1 protein-coding gene is annotated in these 21,909 nt (G+C 66.7%); it reads right to left on the reverse strand.

The genetic code is table 11. The features are described from left to right. Positions 1 to 81: 81 nt before the first annotated feature. Positions 82 to 21,852, reverse strand: coding sequence for a non-ribosomal peptide synthetase (locus CH294_RS01085; protein ID WP_094736746.1), 21,771 nt, complete (start codon positions 21,850 to 21,852; stop codon positions 82 to 84). Positions 21,853 to 21,909: the final 57 nt, after the last annotated feature.

Below are 21,909 nucleotides of genomic sequence, written 5' to 3' on the forward strand. Positions count from 1 at the left end.
CCTCAGTGACGCGTGCCGAGAACGCTCACCGTCTCTACGGACGGTTGTTGTTCAGGGCCGAAGTCTATCGACCCGATCGGTTCAGCCGAACTCCGGCGCGCCGTGTACCGACACACCGACCGGTCGTTCGGCCGCCTCCTCATCACCGGCCACGATCACCAGAGCCACCAGGTCCTCGAGATCCTCCGACTCCAATTCGGCGACCGCCGCGGCTTCCGCCGCAGTCACGAACGCGTGCGTCATCCATTCGGCGACGACGAGATCGGCCGAATCCTCGGGTGATTCGGCCCGATCGACCACCAGCACAGCACCGACCGAAGCAGCCATCACACCGGCGAACCACGCTGACGGAGAGGTGATCGCCGTGGGCACGCCCAGTCGCGACTCGTAGTCGATCCCGTACTCCCCGACCGCACGAACGGCCATGGCAGCAAGGGCACCATGGCTCACCGTAGCGCCGGTCGACTCGTCCACCACAAGAGCCGGGCTGTCTGCGGAGAGCACAGCGACGCGGTCGGTGTACGTGATCGGACGAGCCGATCGGGCAGTCACCGACCTCGAGGTCGCCTCGTCACCGAGATCGACGACCGTGGACACTCGATCCCAGTCCTGCGCCTCACCGGTATCGATGACCACTACGCTCGCGCCCACCCCGACGGCACTGTCGATGTGGTCCACCAGGGCCAGAGCGCCGCCCGCCTTGACCACCGCCCACCGGGCCACGACGGATTCGACCGCGTCGTCGACGACGACGGCAACCGTGACGTCGGGACCGACGTTGCGGTCGATCAGTTCGCGCGCCAGGCGTGACGAACGTCGGTCCAGCTCGAGGTACGTGGTTTCCTCACCTGCGGAGGACAACGCCGGTGCCTCGGGATCCGCTTCCACGGTCGCAGCGAGCAGTTGTGGCAACGTTCGACCGGCCACTGCACCCACGGCGTCGGCGACCGGTGTCGGGGATGCGGTCAACGCGGCCCGCTCGTCGTCACCGAGATCGTCGATCGCACCGACCTTGATACCCGGGGCCGCCGCGACGGCGTCGGCGATCCGGACGAAACGCTCGACCATCGCCGAAACGGTCGTCTCGTCGAACAGGTCTGCGGCGTAGGCGAATTCGACCGCCAGGTCTGGTTCGCCATCGGCACCGACGACGGGCCGAGTCTGCACCGTCACCTGGAGATCGAACTTGGCGGTCGGCTCGAATCCTTCGACGGGCTCGACGGTCAGGGCAGGCAGTTCGAAGCGAGCCTCGCCCAATGGTTCGACGGACAGCACGGTCTGGAACAGCGGGCTGATTCCGGGGGTTCGGTCCTGCCCGATGACGTCGACGACGTGCTCGAACGGTACGTCCGCGTTGCCGAATGCCCGCAGGTCGCTCTCCCGAATGCTGCGCACGAGATCCTCGAACGTCGCGTCCGGATCGACGCTGGTCCGAAGCGCCAGCGTATTGACGAACATTCCGACGATGTCGTCGAGTTGTTCGTCTCCCCTGCCGGCAATCGGAGTTCCGACGGCGAAGTCCCGTGCACCGCTGGTTCTCGCGAGCAGTACCGCGAGGACGCTGTGCAACACCATGAACAGAGTCGCGTTGTTCGATCGTGCGATGCCGACGAACGCCTCGTGGGTCTGCGCGTCGAGATGTGCGCGGACACTTCCACCCTGCAGCGAGGGCTCCGCCGGTCTCGGCCGATCCCACGGCAGGGCGATGACCGGGGTGATACCGCTCAGCTCGGTGCGCCAGAAGTCGACCTGCCGATTCGCTGCGGAACCCGGGTCGTTCGTCGAACCCAGCACCTCACGCTGCCACAGCGTGTAATCGGCGTACTGGATGGACAGCGGTGCGACCGACGGAACCGTGCCGGCTGTCGCGGCGAGATACGCAGTCATCACGTCGCGAGCCAGCGGCGCCATCGACGCTCCGTCGCCGCTGATGTGGTGCATCACGATGACGAACACGTACTGGATGTCGCCGTCGTCCGTTCCGGCGAGTCGGAACAGTGCACCACGCACCGGAGGCGCGGCGGTGACATCGAAGCCGTCGTACACCAGTCGACGCACCCGGTCGGCGATGTCGGCTTCACCCGTGGCGTCGATCGGATCGAGGTCGAGAGTGGTGGCCCGGGCGTCGAGCACCTCCTGGAACGCAGTGCCGTCGGCATCCTCTGGATAGCGGGTTCGCAAGGTCTCGTGCCGCTCGATCGCCCACGTCGCGGCCGCCTGCAATGCGGCCACGTCCAAGTCACCGGTGAGCCGCAGGGCGAGCGGCATGTTGTACGCGCCCGAACCAGGGTCGAGTCGATTCAGCACCCACATCCGCTGCTGAGCGAGCGAGAGCGGTACCCGCTCGCCGCCGGTCCTGGGTCGAAGCGGCACGCGATGCACTGCTCCCTGGAGATCCGTGCGCGCTGCGAGCGCTGCGACCGTCGAGTTCTCGAACAGCTCGCGAACACCCACTTGCTTGCCCAGACCAGCGGTGATGCGCGCCGCTGCACGGGTGGCCGCGAGCGAATTTCCACCGAGGGCGAAGAAGTCGTCGTCCGATCCCACCCGATCGACACCGAGCACGTCGGCGAACACGTCGGCGATGGCGATCTCGGTCGCGGTCACCGGTGCACGGAACTCACGCGCCTCGAACACCGGCTCCGGCAATGCTTTTCGGTCGAGCTTGCCACTGGCGTTCAGCGGGAACTCGGCGAGCACCATGATCTGGGTCGGCACCATGTAGCCGGGGAGTCGGCTGCCTGCGAACGAGGTCAGCTCGCTCACGTCCACCGACGCACCGGTACGAGGAACGACGTAGCCGACCAGGATTTCGCCCGATACCGTCGACGTCACCAGTACGGTCGACCGGTCGATGTCGGGGTGAGCGGTCAACGCCGCCTCGATCTCACCGAGCTCGATGCGCAGGCCGCGCAGTTTCACCTGGAAGTCGGTGCGGCCGATGTAGTCGAGTTCGCCGTCGACGTTCCACCGGACCAGGTCGCCGGTCCGGTACATCCGAGTACCCGGTGCACCGTACGGATCGGCAACGAACCGGTCTGCGGTCAGATCCACTCGCCCGAGGTAGCCGCGGGCCAACTGGACTCCCGCGAGGTAGAGCTCACCCGCGACGCCGACCGGGACCGGCCGCAGCCGTGCGTCGAGCACGGTCACCCGAGTGTTGGCCACCGGCACACCGATCGGTACGCCGGCGACATCGGCGGCGGTGACGCGGTGGTAGGTCACGTCCACCGCGGCCTCGGTGGGTCCGTACAGGTTGTGCAGGTTCGTGTTCGGCAGTGCCGTACCGATTGCCGAGGCGACCGACACCGGCAGCGCCTCACCCGACGCGAAGAGCATGCGCAGGCTCGAACACCGCGAGACTCCGTCCGCTGTCGCGAACACGGCCAGCATCGACGGCACGAAGTGTGCGACGGTGACCGACCGCTCGGTGACGATCTCGACCAGGTAGGCCGGGTCGCGATGCCCGTCCGGCTTCGCTATCGCCAGTTCTGCACCGATCTGCAACGGCCAGAACAGCTCCCACACCGACACGTCGAACGTCACCGGCGTCTTCTGCAGCACCACATCGTCGACGGTCAGACCGTACTCGTCCTGCATCCACACGAGCCGGTTGACGATGGCGGCGTGCGTCACGGCGACACCCTTGGGCTTGCCCGTCGAGCCCGAGGTGAAGATCACGTACGCGACGTCGTCGGAGAGCAGCGCGGCGCGCCGCTCGTCGGCGCGAACCGCATCGGTGGCGAATCCGGCGAGGTCGACGGAATCGACCTCGATCCGCGGCGCGACGGACGAGACCGATTCCACTGCAGACGAATCCGCCTCCGTGGTCAGAATCGCAACGGGATCGGCCGTCGCCAGGATGTACTCGACGCGTTCGGCCGGCTGGTCGGGATCGATCGGGACGTATGCCCCACCCGCGGTCAGCACCGCGTAGACACCGACGAGCATGTCCATCGATCTGCGCATCGCGATCGCGACCATCGTTTCCGGGCCGACGCCCTCGCGGATCAGCAGTCGCGCAAGCGCGTTCACTCGACCCGCGAACTCCGAGTACGTCACTCGATCGCCCTCGAAGGAGACCGCGATCCGGTCCGGGGACTGCGTCACCCGCTCCTCGAACATCGACACGAGCGTTGCCGCGGAGTCGATCTCGCGGGCAGTGTCGTTCCACTCGTCGAGTATCCGTGTGCGCTCCGCGGTGTCGAGCAGGTCGATGTCGAGAACCCGGCGCGTGGGGTCCGCCGCGAACGTAGCGAGCAGCGAGACGATGCGCGCCAGGATCGACTCGACCGCACGGGTGTCGAAGAGGTCGCTGATGTACTTCGCCGTCAGCGTCACTTCCTCGTTCGCCACCACGAGCAGGGTCAGCGGGTAGTGGGTGTTGTCGTTGGAGCCGACACCCTCGACGGTCATGCCGTCGATCGATGCGGCCTGCTGCGCCAACTCCGCCTCGTTCACCGGGTACGACTCGAACACCGTCAACGTGTCGAACAGGTTGCCCAGCACCGCATCCCGCTGGATGTCCGCCAATCCCACGTGGTGGTGATCGAGCAGATCGGCCTGCTCACCCTGGAGCCGCGTGAGGTACTGCTCCACTGTGTCGTGAGCATCGAGGCGAACTCGCACCGGAATGGTGTTGATGAACAAACCGATCATCGATTCGACTCCGGGCAGGTCCGCGGGACGACCCGACACCGTGGCCCCGAAGACCACGTCGTCGCGGCCCGTCATCTGAGCCAGCAGCATTCCGTACGCGGCCTGTACCAACGTGTTCACGGTGACGCCGAGGCGTCCACCGAGCGCGATCAACGCTGCGGTGGCCTCTGCGTGGATCCGCACCTCGGTCTCCGCCGATCGGGTGGAGATCTCGCGGCCCAGGGTCGGTGGAGTCAGCAGTGTCGGTTCGTCGACGCCGTCGAGCGAACGGGCCCACGCCTGCCGGGAGGTCTCCGGGTCGCGCTGACCGAGCCACTGCAGGAACGAGCGATACGAGCGCGGACGCGGCATCGACGAGGTGTCGCTGCGGACGGCGTAGAGGTAGAGCAGCTCCTTCATCACCAGCGGCAGCGACCAGCCGTCCAGCAGCACGTGATGGTTGGTCATCGCCAGTCGGTACGTCGTGGGCCCGAGGCGAATCAGCAAGAACCGCAACAACGGGGCGGTTGTGATGTCGAAATGCTCCCGCTGATCCTCGTCCAGTGCAGCCGCGACCGCGGCGGCGCGCGCGTTCTCCTCGACACCGCTGAGATCGACACTGCGCCAAGGCAACCGCACGCCCTGCTGAACTATCTGCACACTGTCGCCGTCCGCGGTCACCGCGAACACGGCGCGTAGGTTCTCGTACCGATCCAGTAGGGCCTGCGCGGCATCGCGCAGACGCTCCTCATCGACCTCGCCTGCCAGGTCGAGAACGACCTGCATCGTGTAGACGTCCAGCGAGGTATCGGCGAACAGGGCATGGAACAGCAAGCCCTGCTGCAACGGTGCCAGCGGCCACACGTCGGTCAGTGCCGGATAACGCTGCTCGAAGCCGAGAATGTCGGCCTGACTCACGCGCGCCAACGGAAGGTCCGACGGAGTGAGGCCACCGGCACCGGGGGTACGTGCGTGGGCCGCGAGCGAGTCGAGCAGCTCCGACCACAGTTGTGCCAGACGCGCCACGGTCGCCTCGGAGATCGCGCCCCGCGGGAACGCCAGCGAAGCACTCAGGGCGCTGCCGTCGTCGGTGTCGACCACGATGGCGTTGATGTCGATCGTCTTGTTCGCGGCCATGTCCGGATCACCGGCTGCAGCCAGACCTGCGGTGTCCTCGGCAGGCAACCAGCCGAGAGACTTCATGTCCTCCGGTACCTCACCGGTACTGACCCGACCGAGATAGTTGAAGCTGATCTGCCCGGTGGACAGCGCCGCCAGCTCCGTCTCGCTCGTGGGATCGAGGTAGCGCAGCAGCCCCCACCCCATTCCTCGGTCGGGCAACGCCAGCATCTGCTCCTTGACGGCCTTCACGGCGTCGCCGAGGGCAGAGCCGCCGCCGAGGGCGTCGTCGACGTCGATTCCGGTCAGGTCGAGCCGAACCGGGAAGAGGCTGGTGAACCAGCCCACGGTCCGGCCCAGATCTGCTCCGGGGACCACGGCCTCCTCGCGGCCGTGGCCCTCGAGCTGAAGCAGTGTTGCGGGGGCATCGATCCCCTGTTCCTTGCGCAGGGCAGTGACTGCCAGCGCGAGTGCGGCGAGCAGTCCGTCCGCGACTCCGCCGTGGTAGATCTCGGGAACCGTGGTCAGCAACGTGCGCGTCGCATCCGACGACAGGGACATCTCGACTCGCTCGAGGGTGTCCACCACGTCGACGGCCGGCTCGAAGGCCCGCTCCCCCAGGACCGGGTCCGGGGTCCGAGCGATGCTGCGCCACTGCGGCAACTCGTCCGTCCGGCGCGCCGCTTCCTCCACGAGTGCGTGTGTCCAGCGCCGCATCGACGTACCCACATCCGGCAGCACCGGGTCGGCACCGCCGGCGATCTGCGCCCACGCGGACACGAAGTCCGGCACCAGGATTCGCCACGACACGCCGTCGACGACGAGGTGATGTGCGACGACGGTCAATGTGTTCGGCACGCTCTCGACCCACACGAACGCGAGCATGCGCCCGTTCTCCGGATCGAGCGATCCGACCGCCGCATCCACCGCGGCGGCTCCACCGTCCGACGACGCGGTCGTCAGCAGCTCGTCGACGTCCACCGAACCGGACTCGCCCACCTCGAGGCCCCAGCCACGATCGTCGTGCACGAGGGTGGACCGAAGAACGTCGTGGTGGTCGACGACAGCAGTGAGCGTGGCCACGACACCGTCGCGGTCGATGCCTGCCGGGAGCTCGAGTGTGAGCGCCTGATGGAAGCGACGGTACCCACCGCCGCGCTGCAGCAGTGCCGCACCGAACGGTGGCAGCGGCAGCCAGCCGACCCCACCGCCGTCGAGTTCGTCGAGGACGACCGTGTCCGCACCCTCGCCGACGACGACGGCCACCTCGGCCAGCCCGGCAACGGTCTTGCGTTCGAACACATCTCGTGGGCCGAACTGGATTCCTCTCGCCTTGGCGCGCGAGACCAACTGAATGGACACGATGCTGTCGCCACCGAGCGCGAAGAAGGAGTCGTCGACGCCCACCGTCTCGAGTCCCAGGACGTCGGCGAACACATCGGCGATGATGCGCTCGGTATCGGTGCTCGCAGTGCGGAACTCGGCATCGCTACCGAACTCGGGATCCGGTAGTCCCCGTCGGTCCAGCTTGCCGTTCGGTCCGAGCGGAAGTGACTCGAGAACCACCACCGACGCCGGAACCATGTATTCGGGCACCGTCCGCGCCGCGACCGCCGTCAGGGCCGCCGGATCGACGACCGCGCCGGAGGCGGGTACCACGTAGCCCACCAGAATTTCGCCCGACGACGGCGTCTGCCGCACGAGCACGACGGCCTGATCGACGGTCGGGTCGGCGATGAGCGCCGACTCGATCTCACCGAGCTCGATGCGAAGGCCGCGGAGCTTGACCTGGAAGTCGGTGCGCCCCAGGTACTCCAGCTCTCCCCCGGTGTTCCAGCGTACGAGGTCACCGGTGCGGTACATCCGGCTCCCCGCTCGCCCGTACGGATCTGCGACGAATCGGTCTGCCGTCAGGTCGGGTCGTCCCAGATAGCCACGGGCCAGCTGGGTTCCGGCCAGGTACAGCTCGCCCGGCACGCCGATCGGCACCGGGTGCAGCCGAGCATCCAGCACGGTGACCCGGGTGTTCCAGACCGGCACGCCGATCGGCACCGACACGGTGTCTGCGTCGGTGACCCGATGGAACGTCACGTCCACGGCGGCCTCGGTCGGCCCGTACAGGTTGTGCAGTTCCACGGCGGGCAGTGCCCGGCGGATGCCTGCGGCTACCGAAACCGGTAGGGCCTCACCCGATGCGAACAGCATCCGCAGAGCGCTGCATCGCTCGATGCCGTCGGTGGCACCGAACACGGCGAGCAAGGAAGGAACGAAGTGTGCGGTGGTGACACCACGGCGTTCGATCGTCTCCACCAGATATTCGGGGTCCCGATGACCGTCCGGCTCGGCGATGTAGAGCTGGGCACCGATCTGCAACGGCCAGAACAACTCCCACACCGAGACGTCGAACGTCACAGGCGTCTTCTGCAGCACCACATCGTCGACGGTCAGACCGTACTCGTGCTGCATCCACAGCAGACGGTTGACGATGGCGGCGTGCGTGACGGCCACACCCTTGGGCTTGCCCGTCGAGCCCGAGGTGAAGATGACGTAGGCGGTGTCCGACGGCCTCAGCGGTGCCAGTCGCTCCGAATCCTCGACCGGTCGGGTCGCGGACGCATCGGTGTCCACGGTGTCCAACCGGATCTGCGGAACGGACGAACCGGCGACGCCGCCGTCGCGAGTGGTGGTCAGCACCGCGACCGGTGCTGCCGTCTCGAGGATGTACTCGATCCGATCGGACGGCTGGTCCGGGTCGACCGGCACATAGGCACCGCCTGCAGCGAGGACTGCGTAGATGCCGACGAGCATGTCCGGCGAACGGCGCATCGCGATCGCGACCACGGTCTCGGGTCCTACGCCCTCCCCGATGAGTACTCGGGCAAGCGAATTCACCCGTCCGGAGAACTCCGCGTAGTCGATCTGCTCGTCGCCGAAGCCCAGGGCCACGTTGTTCGGTGCTGCTGCTACCCGCTCGGCGAACAGGGAGACCAGGGTGTGCCGATTGTCGATCTCGTGGTCGGTCGCGTTCCACTGTTCGAGGACGGCGGTGCGCTCGGCAGGCTCGAGGAGATCGACGTCGCCGACGGGCCGGTCGATCTCGGCCGTCATCGACTCGAGAACCCGGACGAGCCTGCGTGCGAAGGCTGCCATCGACGATTCGTCGAACAGATCTGTGGCGTAGTCGAATTGGACGTCGACGCCATTGGGCGCGCCTGCGGAGTCGAACTTCTCCCACAGTGTCACCTGCAGATCGAACTTCGCGATCGCACTCGACAGATCGACACCGTCGATGTCGAGACCGGGAAGCGCGAACGACTGTTCGGTGAGGTTCTGGAACGTGAGCATCACCTGGAAGATCGGGTGCCTGGCCTGCGACCGTTCCGGCGCGATCGCGTCGACGAGTCGCTCGAACGGTATGTCGGAGTGCGAGAACGCCCCGAGGTCCACCTCTCGCACCAGGGCGAGCTGATCGCGCAATGTCGTGCCCGGCTCGACGGACGTGCGCAGTGCGAGGGTGTTGACGAACATACCCACGAGGTCGTCGAGGTTGGAATCTCCGCGTCCGGCCACCGGCGTCCCGATCACCACGTCGTCGGTTCCCGCCAGCGCAGCCAACAGCACCGCGAGAGCGGTGTGCGCGGTCATGAACACCGTCGCGTTGTTCTCCCGAGACGCCCGGGCGATGCTCTCGTGCAGTTCGGCGTCGAGCGAGAAGTTGTACGCCGCTCCTCTGTTCGTCGCCACCGCCGGCCGCGGTCGATCGGTCGCCAGATCGAGTTGTGCAGGCGCGCCGCGCAGTACCGAACGCCAATAGCCGAGCTGCTGAGCCATGGGCGATTCGGGATCACCCTCGGTGCCGAGCAACTCGTGCTGCCACAGCGTGAAATCTGCGTACTGGACGGGCAGCGGTGCCCACTGCGGATCCTCGCCCGCCGCACGGGCGGTGTAGGCGACCATGATGTCGCGGGTCAACGGTCCCATGGAGAACCCGTCCGCGGCGATGTGGTGGGCCACGAAAGCCAGGACGTGCTCGCGCTCGTCGATACGCAGGATCGTCACCCGCACCGGAACAGCGCTGGTGACGTCGAAGCCCTCGGACACGAACCGCCGCAACGTCTCTGGCACATCGGCGGCTGCCGTGTCGATGACGTGGACGGACGGTGCGCCCTCGGCCAGGCCGAGGACGACCTGACTGCCTCGCCCGTCGACCTCGGGGTACACGGTGCGCAGAATCTCGTGCCGCGAGACCACATCCGTCACCGCTCGCACCAGTGCGGGCACGTCGAGATCGCCGGACAGTCGGATCGCCACCGGAATGTTGTTCACCGCCGAGGTGGGATCGAACTGGCTCAGGAACCACATCCGCTGCTGTGCCAGCGACAGCGGAACCTGCTCGGGCCGCCTGCGCTGCACCAGAGCACGGCGCGCACCGGCACCGACGGTGGATTCGATGGCGCGGGCAAGTCCGAGCACCGTCGGCGACTCGAAGATCGCTCGCACCGGAACCACGGTGTCGAGTGCGGAGCCCAGACGTGAGACCACCTGGGTGGCGATCAGCGAGTTTCCGCCGAGTGCGAAGAAGTCGTCGAACAGACCCACGCGCTCGACACCGAGGATGTCCGCGAACACACCGGCAACCGTCACCTCGACGAGATCGGTGGGGGCCCGGAACTCCGCGGCCTCGAACACCGGTTCCGGCAGGGCCTTTCGGTCCAGCTTGCCGTTGGCGTTGAGTGGCAGGACATCGAGGATCACGAAGGCGGACGGCACCATGTAGGACGGCACCGACGACGCCATCGACGCGCGCAGGGACTCGGAATCGACCGTTACACCGTCGACGGGCACCACGTAGGCGACCAGTCGATCCCCGAGGCGTTCGTCGTTCGAGGCGACCACGGCCGCATCGCGTACCGATTCGATCGAGCGCAGCGCGGCGTCGATGTCGCCGAGCTCGATGCGGAAGCCCCGGATCTTGACCTGGAAGTCCGAACGACCCACGTACTCCAGTTCACCGTCGCTACGCCATGCTGCGAGATCGCCTGTGCGATAGAGCCGTCGGCCCGGCGAGAACGGGTTGGCCACGAACCGCTCCGCGGTGAGATCCGGCCTCCCGACATAACCGTCGGCCAACTGCGTGCCCGCGAGATAGAGCTCTCCCGTGACACCGACCGGGACCGGCGACAGACGTGAATCCAGCACGTAGACACGGGTGTTCCATTCCGGAGCACCGATGGGAACCGGCCCCGTCCCGGAGTCGTGCACCCGGTGCGCGGTGACCGACACCGCTGCCTCGGTGGGGCCGTACAGATTGTCCAGGCGTGCCCGCGTAGCGCGGAGCGCACGCTGAGCGGTGGTAGGCGGCAGTGTTTCGCCGATGGCCAGGATTCGACGCAGGCCGGACGGCAGCGTGCCGCCTGACGCCGCGATCAATGCGTCGAGCATCGACGGCACCGTGTGCAGCGTCGTCACGTTCGCCTCGGTCATCAGGTCCAGCAGGTAGCTCGGGTCGCGGTGTCCACCGGCCTCGGCGACCACGGTGCAACCGCCGGCGATCGACGCCGTCCAGAATTCCCATACCGACAGATCGAAGGTCGCCGCGGTCTTGAGCAGCACCGCGTCGTCGACGCCGATGCCGTATTCCGCACGCGCCCAGAGCAACTGGTTGACAATGGCGCGATGGCTGACGGCGACACCCTTGGGTCGACCGGTCGAGCCCGACGTGAAGATCACGTATGCCGTGTTCGCGGCACGCAGCGGCGCACGTCGTTCGTCGTCCGTGATCGGTGCATCCGAGATGTGTGCGTACTCGTCCGAATCCGCGTCGACCATCACGACGGGCACGGACCGACCGTTGCCCTCGGGAGCCGAGAACCCGTCACGAGTCGAGCTCAGGATCAACAGTGGCGATGCGTCGTCGACGATGTCGGCGATGCGGGCAGCCGGCTGATCCGGATCGAGCGGCACATAGATTCCGCCTGCCTTGCTCACCGCGTACATCGCGACGAGCAATTCGACCGAACGCCCGAGCGCGAGCGCCACCGTCACCTGCGGGGCCACTCCAGCGGCGATCAACCGCCGCGCCAGACGGTTGATCCGACTGTCGAACTCGCGATAGGTCAGCGTCCGGCCGGCGTACCTGAGCGCCGGAGCGTCGGGACGGGCGTCGACCTGAGCGTCGAACAGCGACACCAGGGTCTGCGACAGATCGACATCGTGATCGGTGTCGTTCCACGTGTCCAGGATCGTCGTTCGCTCTGCCTCGTCGAGCAGGTCCAGATCTCCGACGACTGCACTCGGGTCTGCAGCCACCGCGGCCAGCACCGCGACGAATCTACGAGCGAAGGCCTCGACCGTCGATCTGTCGAACAGGTCGGTGGCGAAGGTGAATTCGGCGTCCATGTCCGCAGGCGTGCCGTCGGCGGCGTAGCGATCGGACACCGTCAGTTGGAGGTCGGTCTTGGCGAGGGTCGACTCGGCGTCGACACCGCGGACGGTCAGCCCCGGCAACTCGAAGCTGAGATCGGCCAGATTCTGGAACGACAGGCCGATCTGGAACAGCGGATTTCGCGCGGTGGAACGCACCGGGTTGAGTACCTCGACCAGACGCTCGAACGGTATGTCCGCGTGGGCGAATGCCGACAGGTCGCGCTCGCGAGCCTGTGCCAGCAACTCCTCGAACGTCATGGAGGGGTGCACCGTGGACCGGAACACCAACGTGTTGACGAACATGCCGATCATGGGATCGAGCGCTCTCTCGCCGCGGCCGGCGATGGGAGTCCCGATGGCGACGTCCTCGGTTCCTGCCACACGTGCCAGGAACGCGGCGAAGGCCGAGTGGACGACCATGAAGACGCTGGCCTGACGTGCCCGCGCGAGGTCGGCGACGGCAGCGTGCACCGCGGCATCCACGGTGAAGCGCACCGTCTCGCCCCGGAAACTCTGGGTCGGGGGGCGGGGTCGGTCGGTGGGCAGCACCAGCTGGTCGGGCAGACCGTCCAGCGCTTCTTTCCAGTACCGAACCTGTTGCGACGCAACAGAATTCTCGTCGTCGTCGGAGCCGAGAACGGTGCGCTGCCACAGCGCGAAATCCGCGTACTGCACCGGCAGGGGTTCCCAGTCCGGAGCCGAGCCTGCCGCTCTCGCGGTGTATGCGGTCATCACATCCGTTGCCAACGGTCCCATCGACGCACCGTCGGCGGAAACGTGATGGACGACGAACGCAAGGACGTGCTCGACGTCCTCCCCGTCGATTCGCACCAGCATCGCGTCCACCGGAACCTCGCGGGTCACGTCGAAGCCGCGCAGGAAGAAGCGGCTCACCGTCTCCGGCAGGTCGGCCGCTGCAACTGTCCGCACCGACAGGTCCAGGGTGGCCTCGTCAGCCGGGAGTACCCGTTGGAACGGTCCGTGTTCGGAGTCCGGGTAGAGCGAGCGCAACGATTCGTGGCGTTCCACCACATCGCCCACGGCGGCCGCCAATGCCGCCGTGTCGAGCGCACCGGTCAGACGTACCGCGAACGGAATGTTGTCCACGGCCGACGACGTGTCGAACTGGTTGAGGAACCAGTAGCGCTGCTGCGCCAACGACAGTGGTGGACGCTCGGGCCGAGGTCCAGCCACGAGCGGCGCACGCGAGCCCGAACCGACGCCGGACTCGAGGCGATCCGCCAGCGCTGCGACGGTGGACACCTCGAACAGCATGCGTACGGGCACGGTGGTGTCCAGAATTGCACCGAGACGTGAGACCACCTGCGTCGCGATGAGCGAGTTGCCACCGAGCTCGAAGAAGTCGTCCTGGGCACCCACCCGATCGACTCCCAGCACCTCCGCGAACACGGTCGCCACGCTCTGCTCCACCGCGGTGGCCGGCGCGACGAACTCGCGTGCCTCGAACGCCGGAGCAGGAAGTGCTGCCCGATCGAGCTTGCCGACCGATGTCAGCGGCACCGCGTCGAGCACCGTGATCGATGCCGGAATCATGTAGTTGGGCAGCGCTTTTCCGACGAACGTCGTCAGGTCGCCCACGTCGACCGATGCGTCGCGGACCGGGAGTACGTACGAGATGAGCGTGGTGACCCCCGAGGGCAACCGGTGTCCGAGTGTCACGGCGAACTCGACACTCGGGTACGCGGTCAGTGCCGAGTCGATCTCGCCGAGTTCGATACGGAACCCACGCACCTTCACCTGGAAATCGGTGCGGCCCACGAACTGGAGTTGAAGATCCTCGGTCCAACGCACCACGTCTCCGGTGCGATACATCCGGCCGCCGCCGACACCGTAGGGGTTGGCTACGAAGCGCTCGGAGGACAGCATGGGCCGACCGAGATAACCGCGAGCGAGAGCGCCGCCGGCCAGGTAGAGCTCACCGGCAACTCCGGACGGCACCGGACGCAATCGATTGTCGAGAATCAGAGCCGACATACCGTGAATGGGCCGTCCGACGGTGATCGGTTCGCCGGGAGTCAGGTCTGCGAAGCTCGAGATGATGGTCGTCTCGGTCGGTCCGTAGCCGTTGAAGTACTTGCGGCCAGGGGCCCATCGCGCGAGCAGTTCCGGTGTGGTGACGTCGCCGCCGACCGAGAGCACTTCGAGCGCGTCGAGACCCGTCGGATCCATCGTGCCGAGCACCGCGGGAGTGATGATCGAATGGCTGACCTGCTCGGCCTTCAGCAGCTCGGACAACTCGGTACCGCCCAGGATCTCGGCGGGCACGATCACCAGAGTTGCACCTACCGAGAACGCCGCCATCCACTCGAGGACGGACGGATCGAAGTTCGGCGAGCAGATGTGCAGGAATCGCGCCGACGGTGTCAGGTGGTACAGATCGCCGGCGGCATCGAGCACGCCCCCGAGCCCGGCGTGCGTCACCACGACGCCCTTGGGCTTACCGGTCGAGCCCGAGGTGTAGATGACGTACGCCGGATTCTGGAACACCGACGGCCGCAGTCGATCCGCATCGGTGATCGGATCGGCCGAGTGATCGCGCACCGCCGCCACCACGTCGTCGTCGTCGAGACGGATCCATTCCGGACCGCTGCTCGATCCCTGCACCGACGCCAGGTGTGCCGCGGCGGTCAGGCCGAGTACCGCACCGGAATCACCGACCATGTGGGCAATGCGGTCGCTCGGATATGTCGGGTCGACCGGGAGGTGGGCACCGCCGGCCTTGGCCACGGCCCAGACCCCGAGCACCATCTCGTAGGAGCGCTGGAACCCGAGCGCGACAACGGTCTCCGGCCCCACGCCTCTGGAGATGAGCAGACGAGCGAGCTGAGACGACGTGCTGTCGAGTTCGGCGTACGTGATGGAGCGATCGCGGTATCGGATAGCGATCGCCTGCGGATCGAGAGCGGCTCCGGCAGCGAAGATCTCGGCGAGAGTGCCGCCTGCCAACACCTCGTCTCCGTGCACGTGCGTCAAACGGTCGTATTCGTCCTCGTAGAGAATCCCCAGGTCGCCGACCGGAGTACTCGGATCCGCCACCACACCGTCGAGAAGGCGGCGGAAGCGGTCGGCGAAGCCCACGATGGTCGACTCGTCGAACAGATCGCGCGAGTAGAGCCACGCCGCGGACATACCGCCGCCGTCGGACTCACGCAACGTCAGCGACAGATCGAACTTGGCCGTCTCGACGTCGAGATCGACGGCCGAGACCTCCAACCCGGGCAGCGCGAAGGTGCTCGGCGGCAGGTTCTCGAAGGCGATCGCAACTTGGAACAGCGGATGTCGCGAAGCGGAGCGTTCGGGGTCGAGAAGATCGACCAGACGCTCGAACGGGATATCGGCGTGCGCGAAGGCCGCCAGATCGACCTCGCGGACGTCGGCAAGCATGCCGTCGAAGCCCTTGCCCGGGTTCACCTCGGTACGCAGGACCAGGGTGTTGACGAACATTCCGATCACGTCGTCGAGTGCGGCATCTCCGCGTCCGGCGATGGCCGTGCCGACGGCGATGTCCGTCGAATTCGACATGCGCGCAAGGAATACCGCGAGGGCAGTGTGCAGCACCATGAACGTCGTGGTGCCGCTCTCCCTGGCCAGGGCAGTGAGACCGGCATGGACGTCGGGGGCGATCTCGAATTCGGCGCGGCCACCGGCCCCCGAGGACTCGGCGGGACGTGGCCGATCGTGCGGAAGAGCGAGCTCGGCCGGCATCTCCGCCAGCGTCTCGCGCCAGAACGACGCCTGCCGGGAGATCAGGCTCGCCGAATCCGCCTCGCTACCGAGTACCGACCGCTGCCACAGCGTGAAGTCGATGTACTGCACCGCAAGCGGCTGCCAGGACGGCGACTCGCCCGCCACTCGTGCGAGATACGCGGTCATCACGTCGCGGGTCAGCGGACCCATCGACCAACCGTCGGCGCTGATGTGATGCACCACGAACACCAGGACATGTTCCTGCTCCGAGACCTCGAACAGCCTCACGCGCAACGGAACTGCAGCAGTGACGTCGAAGCCTGCGGCTACGAAGGCGGTCACGTCGGCCACGACCGAATCGGCGGTTGCCGCGACCGGCTCGAGATCCGGGACGACGGTCCGGGTGGGGAGCACGAGTTGGTGTCCCGAGCCGTCCTCAGCCGGGTACACCGTGCGCAGGGATTCGTGGCGCTCGAGGACGTCCGACACGGCAGCGCGCAGCGCGTCGGCGTCCAACGAACCACGCAACCGGATGGCCACCGGAATGTTGTTCACGGCCGACTCGGGATCGAATCGGTTCAGGAACCACATCCGCTGCTGCGCCATCGACAGCGGAACCGTCTCCGGCCGAGCCTGGGGAACCAGCGGTGCCGCGGCACCGTCACCCAGGTGACTCTCCACCCGAACCGCCAGTGCCGCAACCGTACTGGCCTCGAACAGTGCACGGACCGGAACGGTCGCATCCAGTTCGCTACCCAATCGCGAGACCACCTGGGTGGCGACGAGAGAGTTGCCACCGAGGGCAAAGAAATCGTCGTCGACGCCGATGCGGTCGACTCCGAGAACGTCCGCGAACACCCGAGCGACGATCTCCTCGACGGGATTCGACGGTGCGCGATACTCGACTTCCTCGATCTCGGGATCCGGCAGGGCCTTGCGGTCCAGCTTGCCGCTGCCACCGAGGGGCAGAGCATCGAGAACGACGATCACGGCGGGCACCATGTACGAGGCGAGACGCTCGCTCAATGCACCACGCAGAGCCTGCGTGTCCACGCTCCCGGTGCCGACCACATAGGCCACCAACCGATCGGCACGGACCACGGTGACCGCCTGGCTCACCGACGGCTGCTCGAGCAGGGCCGCTTCGATCTCACCCAGTTCGATCCGTAGACCGCGAAGCTTGACCTGGAAGTCCGAACGTCCGACGTAGTCGAGTTCGCCGCCGGGCAGCCAACGCACCACGTCGCCCGTGCGATACATCCGGGCTCCGTCTTCGCCGAACGGGTTGGGCAGGAAGCGATCCGCCGTCAGATCCGGTCGCCCGACGTAGCCTCGAGCAAGCTGCGTTCCGGCGAGGTAGAGCTCTCCGTGCACTCCGACCGGCACCGGTCGCAGAGCGGAGTCCAGTACGTAGACGGCCGTGTTCCAGACCGGCGCACCGATCGGTACGACGGCGGTGTCGTCGTCGGTGACTCGGTGGTACGTCACGTCCACCGCGGCTTCGGTCGGGCCATAGAGGTTGTGGATCTCGATGGCCGTCAGCGCCCGGCGCAGCGCCTGCGCAGTCGTCGGTGTCAATGCCTCACCGGAGGCGAACACCAGCCGCAGGGTTGCTGCGGACTCGGCGCGCGAAACGACCTCGGGTACGAACACCGACATCATCGAGGGAACGAAGTGGACTACCGAGACTTGTTCGCGCGCAATGATATCGAGCAGATACGCGGGGTCGCGATGGCCGTCCGGTACAGCGACGGCCACCGAGGCACCGTTCTGCAGAGCCCAGAAGAACTCCCAGACCGAGACGTCGAACGTCGCGGGCGTCTTCTGCAGCACCACGTCGGAGGCGGTCAGCGGATACTCGTGCTGCATCCACGACAAACGGTTGACGATCGATTCGTGCGAGACGCCGACGCCTTTGGGGCGGCCGGTGGACCCCGACGTGAAGATGACGTAGGCGAGGTTGTGCGGGCGTAACGATCCCCGGCGATCGGCGTCGACGAGAGGTTCGGCCGAATGTGCCGAGACGTCCAGCGCGTCGATATCGATCGTTTCGAATCCGCCGAGTTCGAGGTGATCACGGGTCGAGGACAACACCAGAACCGGATTCGCCGTCTCGGCGATGTAGTCGTTGCGCTCGCGCGGCTGGCTCGGATCGACGGGCACGTAGGCCCCACCGGCCGTCACGATCGCGTACATGCCCACGAACAGCTCGATGCTGCGCTCCATCGCGAGAGCGACCAACGTGTCCGGACCGACACCACGCGAGACAAGTTCTCGTGCAACACGATTGACTCGGGCGGCGAACTCGGCATAGGTCAGCCGGTCGCCCTCGAACACCAACGCCTGCGCATCGGGTGTGGCCTCGACCTGCGCTCGGAACATCTCGACCAGCGTCAGGTCCGACGACACCTCGTGGCCGGTGGCGTTCCATGCTCGAAGCACCTGCAACCGTTCCTCGGCGTCGAGCACATCGATCTCCGCGATGGGCGCGGCAGGCGCACGAGTCACCGAGTCGAGCACCCGCAGGAACCGCTCGCCGAATGCGGCCATCGTCGACGCGTCGAACAGATCGGCCGAGTACGTCAATGCGACGGTCAAACCGGCCGGATCGGTCCCCTCGGCCACCGAGTTCCACAGGGTCACTTGCAGATCGAACTTCGCGAGATCGGCCTCGTAATCGAGTGCGCTCACCCGAAGACCGGGGATCTCCACGGACGTGGCGTCCAGGTTCTGGAATGTCAGCATGACCTGGAACAGTGGATGACGAGCTGTCGAGCGAGTGGGCGCGAGAACCTCGACCAGTCGCTCGAACGGAACCTCGGCGTGCGAGAACGCGGCGAGATCGGTCTCGCGTACTCGTCCGAGCAGATCCGCGAAACCGGCTGCGGGGTCGATCGTGGTGCGCAACACGAGCGTGTTGACGAACATGCCGACGACGTCGTCGAGGACGGCGTCTCCGCGACCGGCGACCGGTGTCCCGATCGTGACGTCGTCGCTACCGGACAACGTCGCCAGCAGCACCGCCAGTGCGGAGTGAACCACCATGAAGGTCGTGGCCCCGTGGGTGCGCCCGAGTTGTTCGACCGCCGCGACGAGGTCCGCATCGATCTCGAACAGATGTGTACCGCCGTGGGTGGTCGCCACCGCCGGCCTCGGTCGATCCGTCGGCAGGTCGAGCTGTTCGGGCGCGCCGGCCAACTGCGAGCGCCAGTAGGCCTCCTGTGCGGCGATCAGCGAGGTCGGATCGTTCTCGTTTCCGAGTACCGATCGCTGCCAGAGCGTGTAGTCGGCGTACTGGACCGGCAACGGCGTCCACGCCGGCTCCTGCCCGGAACTGCGGGCAACGTACGCAGTCACCACGTCTCGCGTCAACGGTGCCATCGAGAAACCGTCGGCCGCGATGTGATGGACCACGAGGGCCAGAATGTGTTCGGTCGGAGACAGCGCCAGTACGGCGGCGCGCACGGGCAAGCCGGTCGAGACGTCGAACGGCCGAAGAGCGAACTCGAGCAACGTCTCCGGCAGCCGGGCCTCATCGACGTCCGAGAACTCCACGTCCACTGTGGCGGAGTCGGGTTCGAGCACCTGCTGGTACCCCACTCCGGCGTGATCCGGATAGATCGTCCGCAGGGACTCGTGCCTGCCCAACACGTCCGAGACTGCCGCACGCAGAGCATCGAGATCGAGATCGCCGGACAGCGAGATGGCGACCGGGATGTTGTTGACGGCCGATTCGGGCTCGAACCGGTTCAGGAACCACATCCGCTGCTGAGCCAACGACAACGGAACACGCTCCGGCCGCGGCTGCGCGGTGAGGGCCGCACGGGGTGCACCACTCGACGCCTCCGCCGTATCGACCACAGCGGCGAGCTCGGCCACGGTGGGAGCATCGAAGAACGCGCGAACGTCCACGGACACACCGCGTTCGGCGTTGACGCGCGCGACGACTCGGGTGGCGTTGAGAGAGTTTCCTCCTACCGCGAAGAAGTCGTCGTCGATGCCGACGCGGTCCATCCCGAGGACGTTCTGGAAGATCTCGACGAGCGCGGACTCGGTCTCGGTTTCCGGAGCTCGGTATTCACGGACGAGTGACCCGAAGTAGGGAGCCGGCAAGGCCTTTCGGTCGAGCTTGCCACTCGAATTGAGCGGGAACTCGTCGAGTACGACGAACAACGACGGCACCATGTAATCCGGTGTGCGACGCCGTACTGCAGCTGCGAGATCACTGTGATCGATCTCGGGGTCGGACGAGACGACATAGCCGACCAGGTGCTCCCCCAGCTCCACGTGGGCCTCGTCGGCATGCACCAGTACCGCAGCCTGGCTCACGTTCGGCTGGGCGAGCAGAGCCGATTCGATCTCGCCGAGTTCGATACGCAGGCCGCGCAGCTTCACCTGGAAGTCGGTGCGGCCGATGTAGTCGATCAGCCCGTCGGAGCGCCTGCGCACCAGGTCTCCGGTGCGGTACATCCGATCGCCTGGCCCGCCGAACGGGTCGGCGACGAAACGATCCGCGGTGAGGTCGCCTCGGCGCAGATAGCCGCGCGCGAGCTGCACACCGGCGAGATACAGCTCGCCCTCGACGCCTCTGGGCACCCGGTGCAGCGACTCGTCGAGAACGTAGAGCTCGGTGTCGGCCACCGCGGCACCGATCGGGACAGCAGCCTCCTCGACATCCTGCGTGCGGTAGTACGTGACGTCGACCGCGGCCTCGGTGGGGCCGTACAGGTTGTGCAGTGACGCGGCAGAGATTCGGTGGAAGGCATTGACGGTGCGCGCCGGCAGTGCTTCACCCGATGCGAACACGGTCGTCAGCGACGTCACCTGTGCTGCAGCGGGTTCGGCGACGTACACCGAGAGCATCGACGGCACGAAGTGGGCAATCGTGACGCTCTGCTCACCGATGATTCGGGCCAGGTACGCGGGATCCCGATGACCGTCGGGCTCCGCGATCACCAGGCGGGCACCGATCTGCAACGGCCAGAAGAACTCCCACACCGACACGTCGAAGGTGAACGGCGTCTTCTGCAGAACGACGTCCGTGGCAGTCATGACGTATTCGCGCTGCCGCCACGCGATGTTGGCCACGATCGCGCTGTGCCCCACCGCGACGCCCTTGGGCCGTCCGGTCGACCCGGAAGTGAAGATGACGTACGCGAGATCACTGGACGACAGTGGGGCGCGGCGGTCTTCGTCGGTCACCGGGCCGGTGGAGTACCCGGACAGATCGACCGTATCCACCGATACGGTCTCGGTGGACGCCGGCACGTCGGGGTGATCGGTGGAGGTCGTGACCACCACCACCGGCTCGGCGATATCGAGGACGTAGCCCAACCGATCGGATGGATGATCCGGGTCGAGAGGAACGTACGCGCCACCGGCCGCGGTGATCGCGTACATGCCGATCAGCAGGTCCATCGATCGACGAATCGACAGGCCCACTCGGGCGTCGGGGCCGACACCGCGCTCGATCAGGTGTCGGGCCAACCGGTTCACCGAATCCGCGAACTGCGAGTACGTCAGCGTCTCGCCGGCGAACGTCAGGGCAGGAGCGTGCGGGGTCCGCTCGACCTGCTCGACAAAACGCCGATAGAGCGTGTCGGCCTCGGCCGAACTCCGTGGCCCGGCCGCTGCGGCCGAAACGGCTGCCGTGTCGTGTCCCAACACCGACGCCGCATCGTCGAGGAGGCCCGCGACGACGGCGTCGAGGCCACCCTCGGTTGCCTCGATCAGACCGGGGACAGCGGTGGACAGCACCACGGGCACCAGGGCGTCGGGTCCGAGGGCACCGCCCATGGCCGTGTCGAGGGCGGTGATCTCCGCATCCAGACCGACGTAGGTCAGCTCCACACCGAGGTGCGTCAGCGCCACCCGATCCGGTTCGAGCGCACCGACGCTCCGAACCAGCCGAGGCAGATCCTCGATAGTCGAAGAGCTACCGCCGAGGCCGCCTGACGCCATCTATCCATTCCTCCTGATCGAAAACCGTGCCGTGTCGTTCTCGTTGGCCCCGCGCGG

It is taken from the genome of Rhodococcus sp. 14-2483-1-1 (genome assembly GCF_002259335.1).
In the GTDB taxonomy this organism is placed as follows: domain Bacteria; phylum Actinomycetota; class Actinomycetes; order Mycobacteriales; family Mycobacteriaceae; genus Rhodococcoides.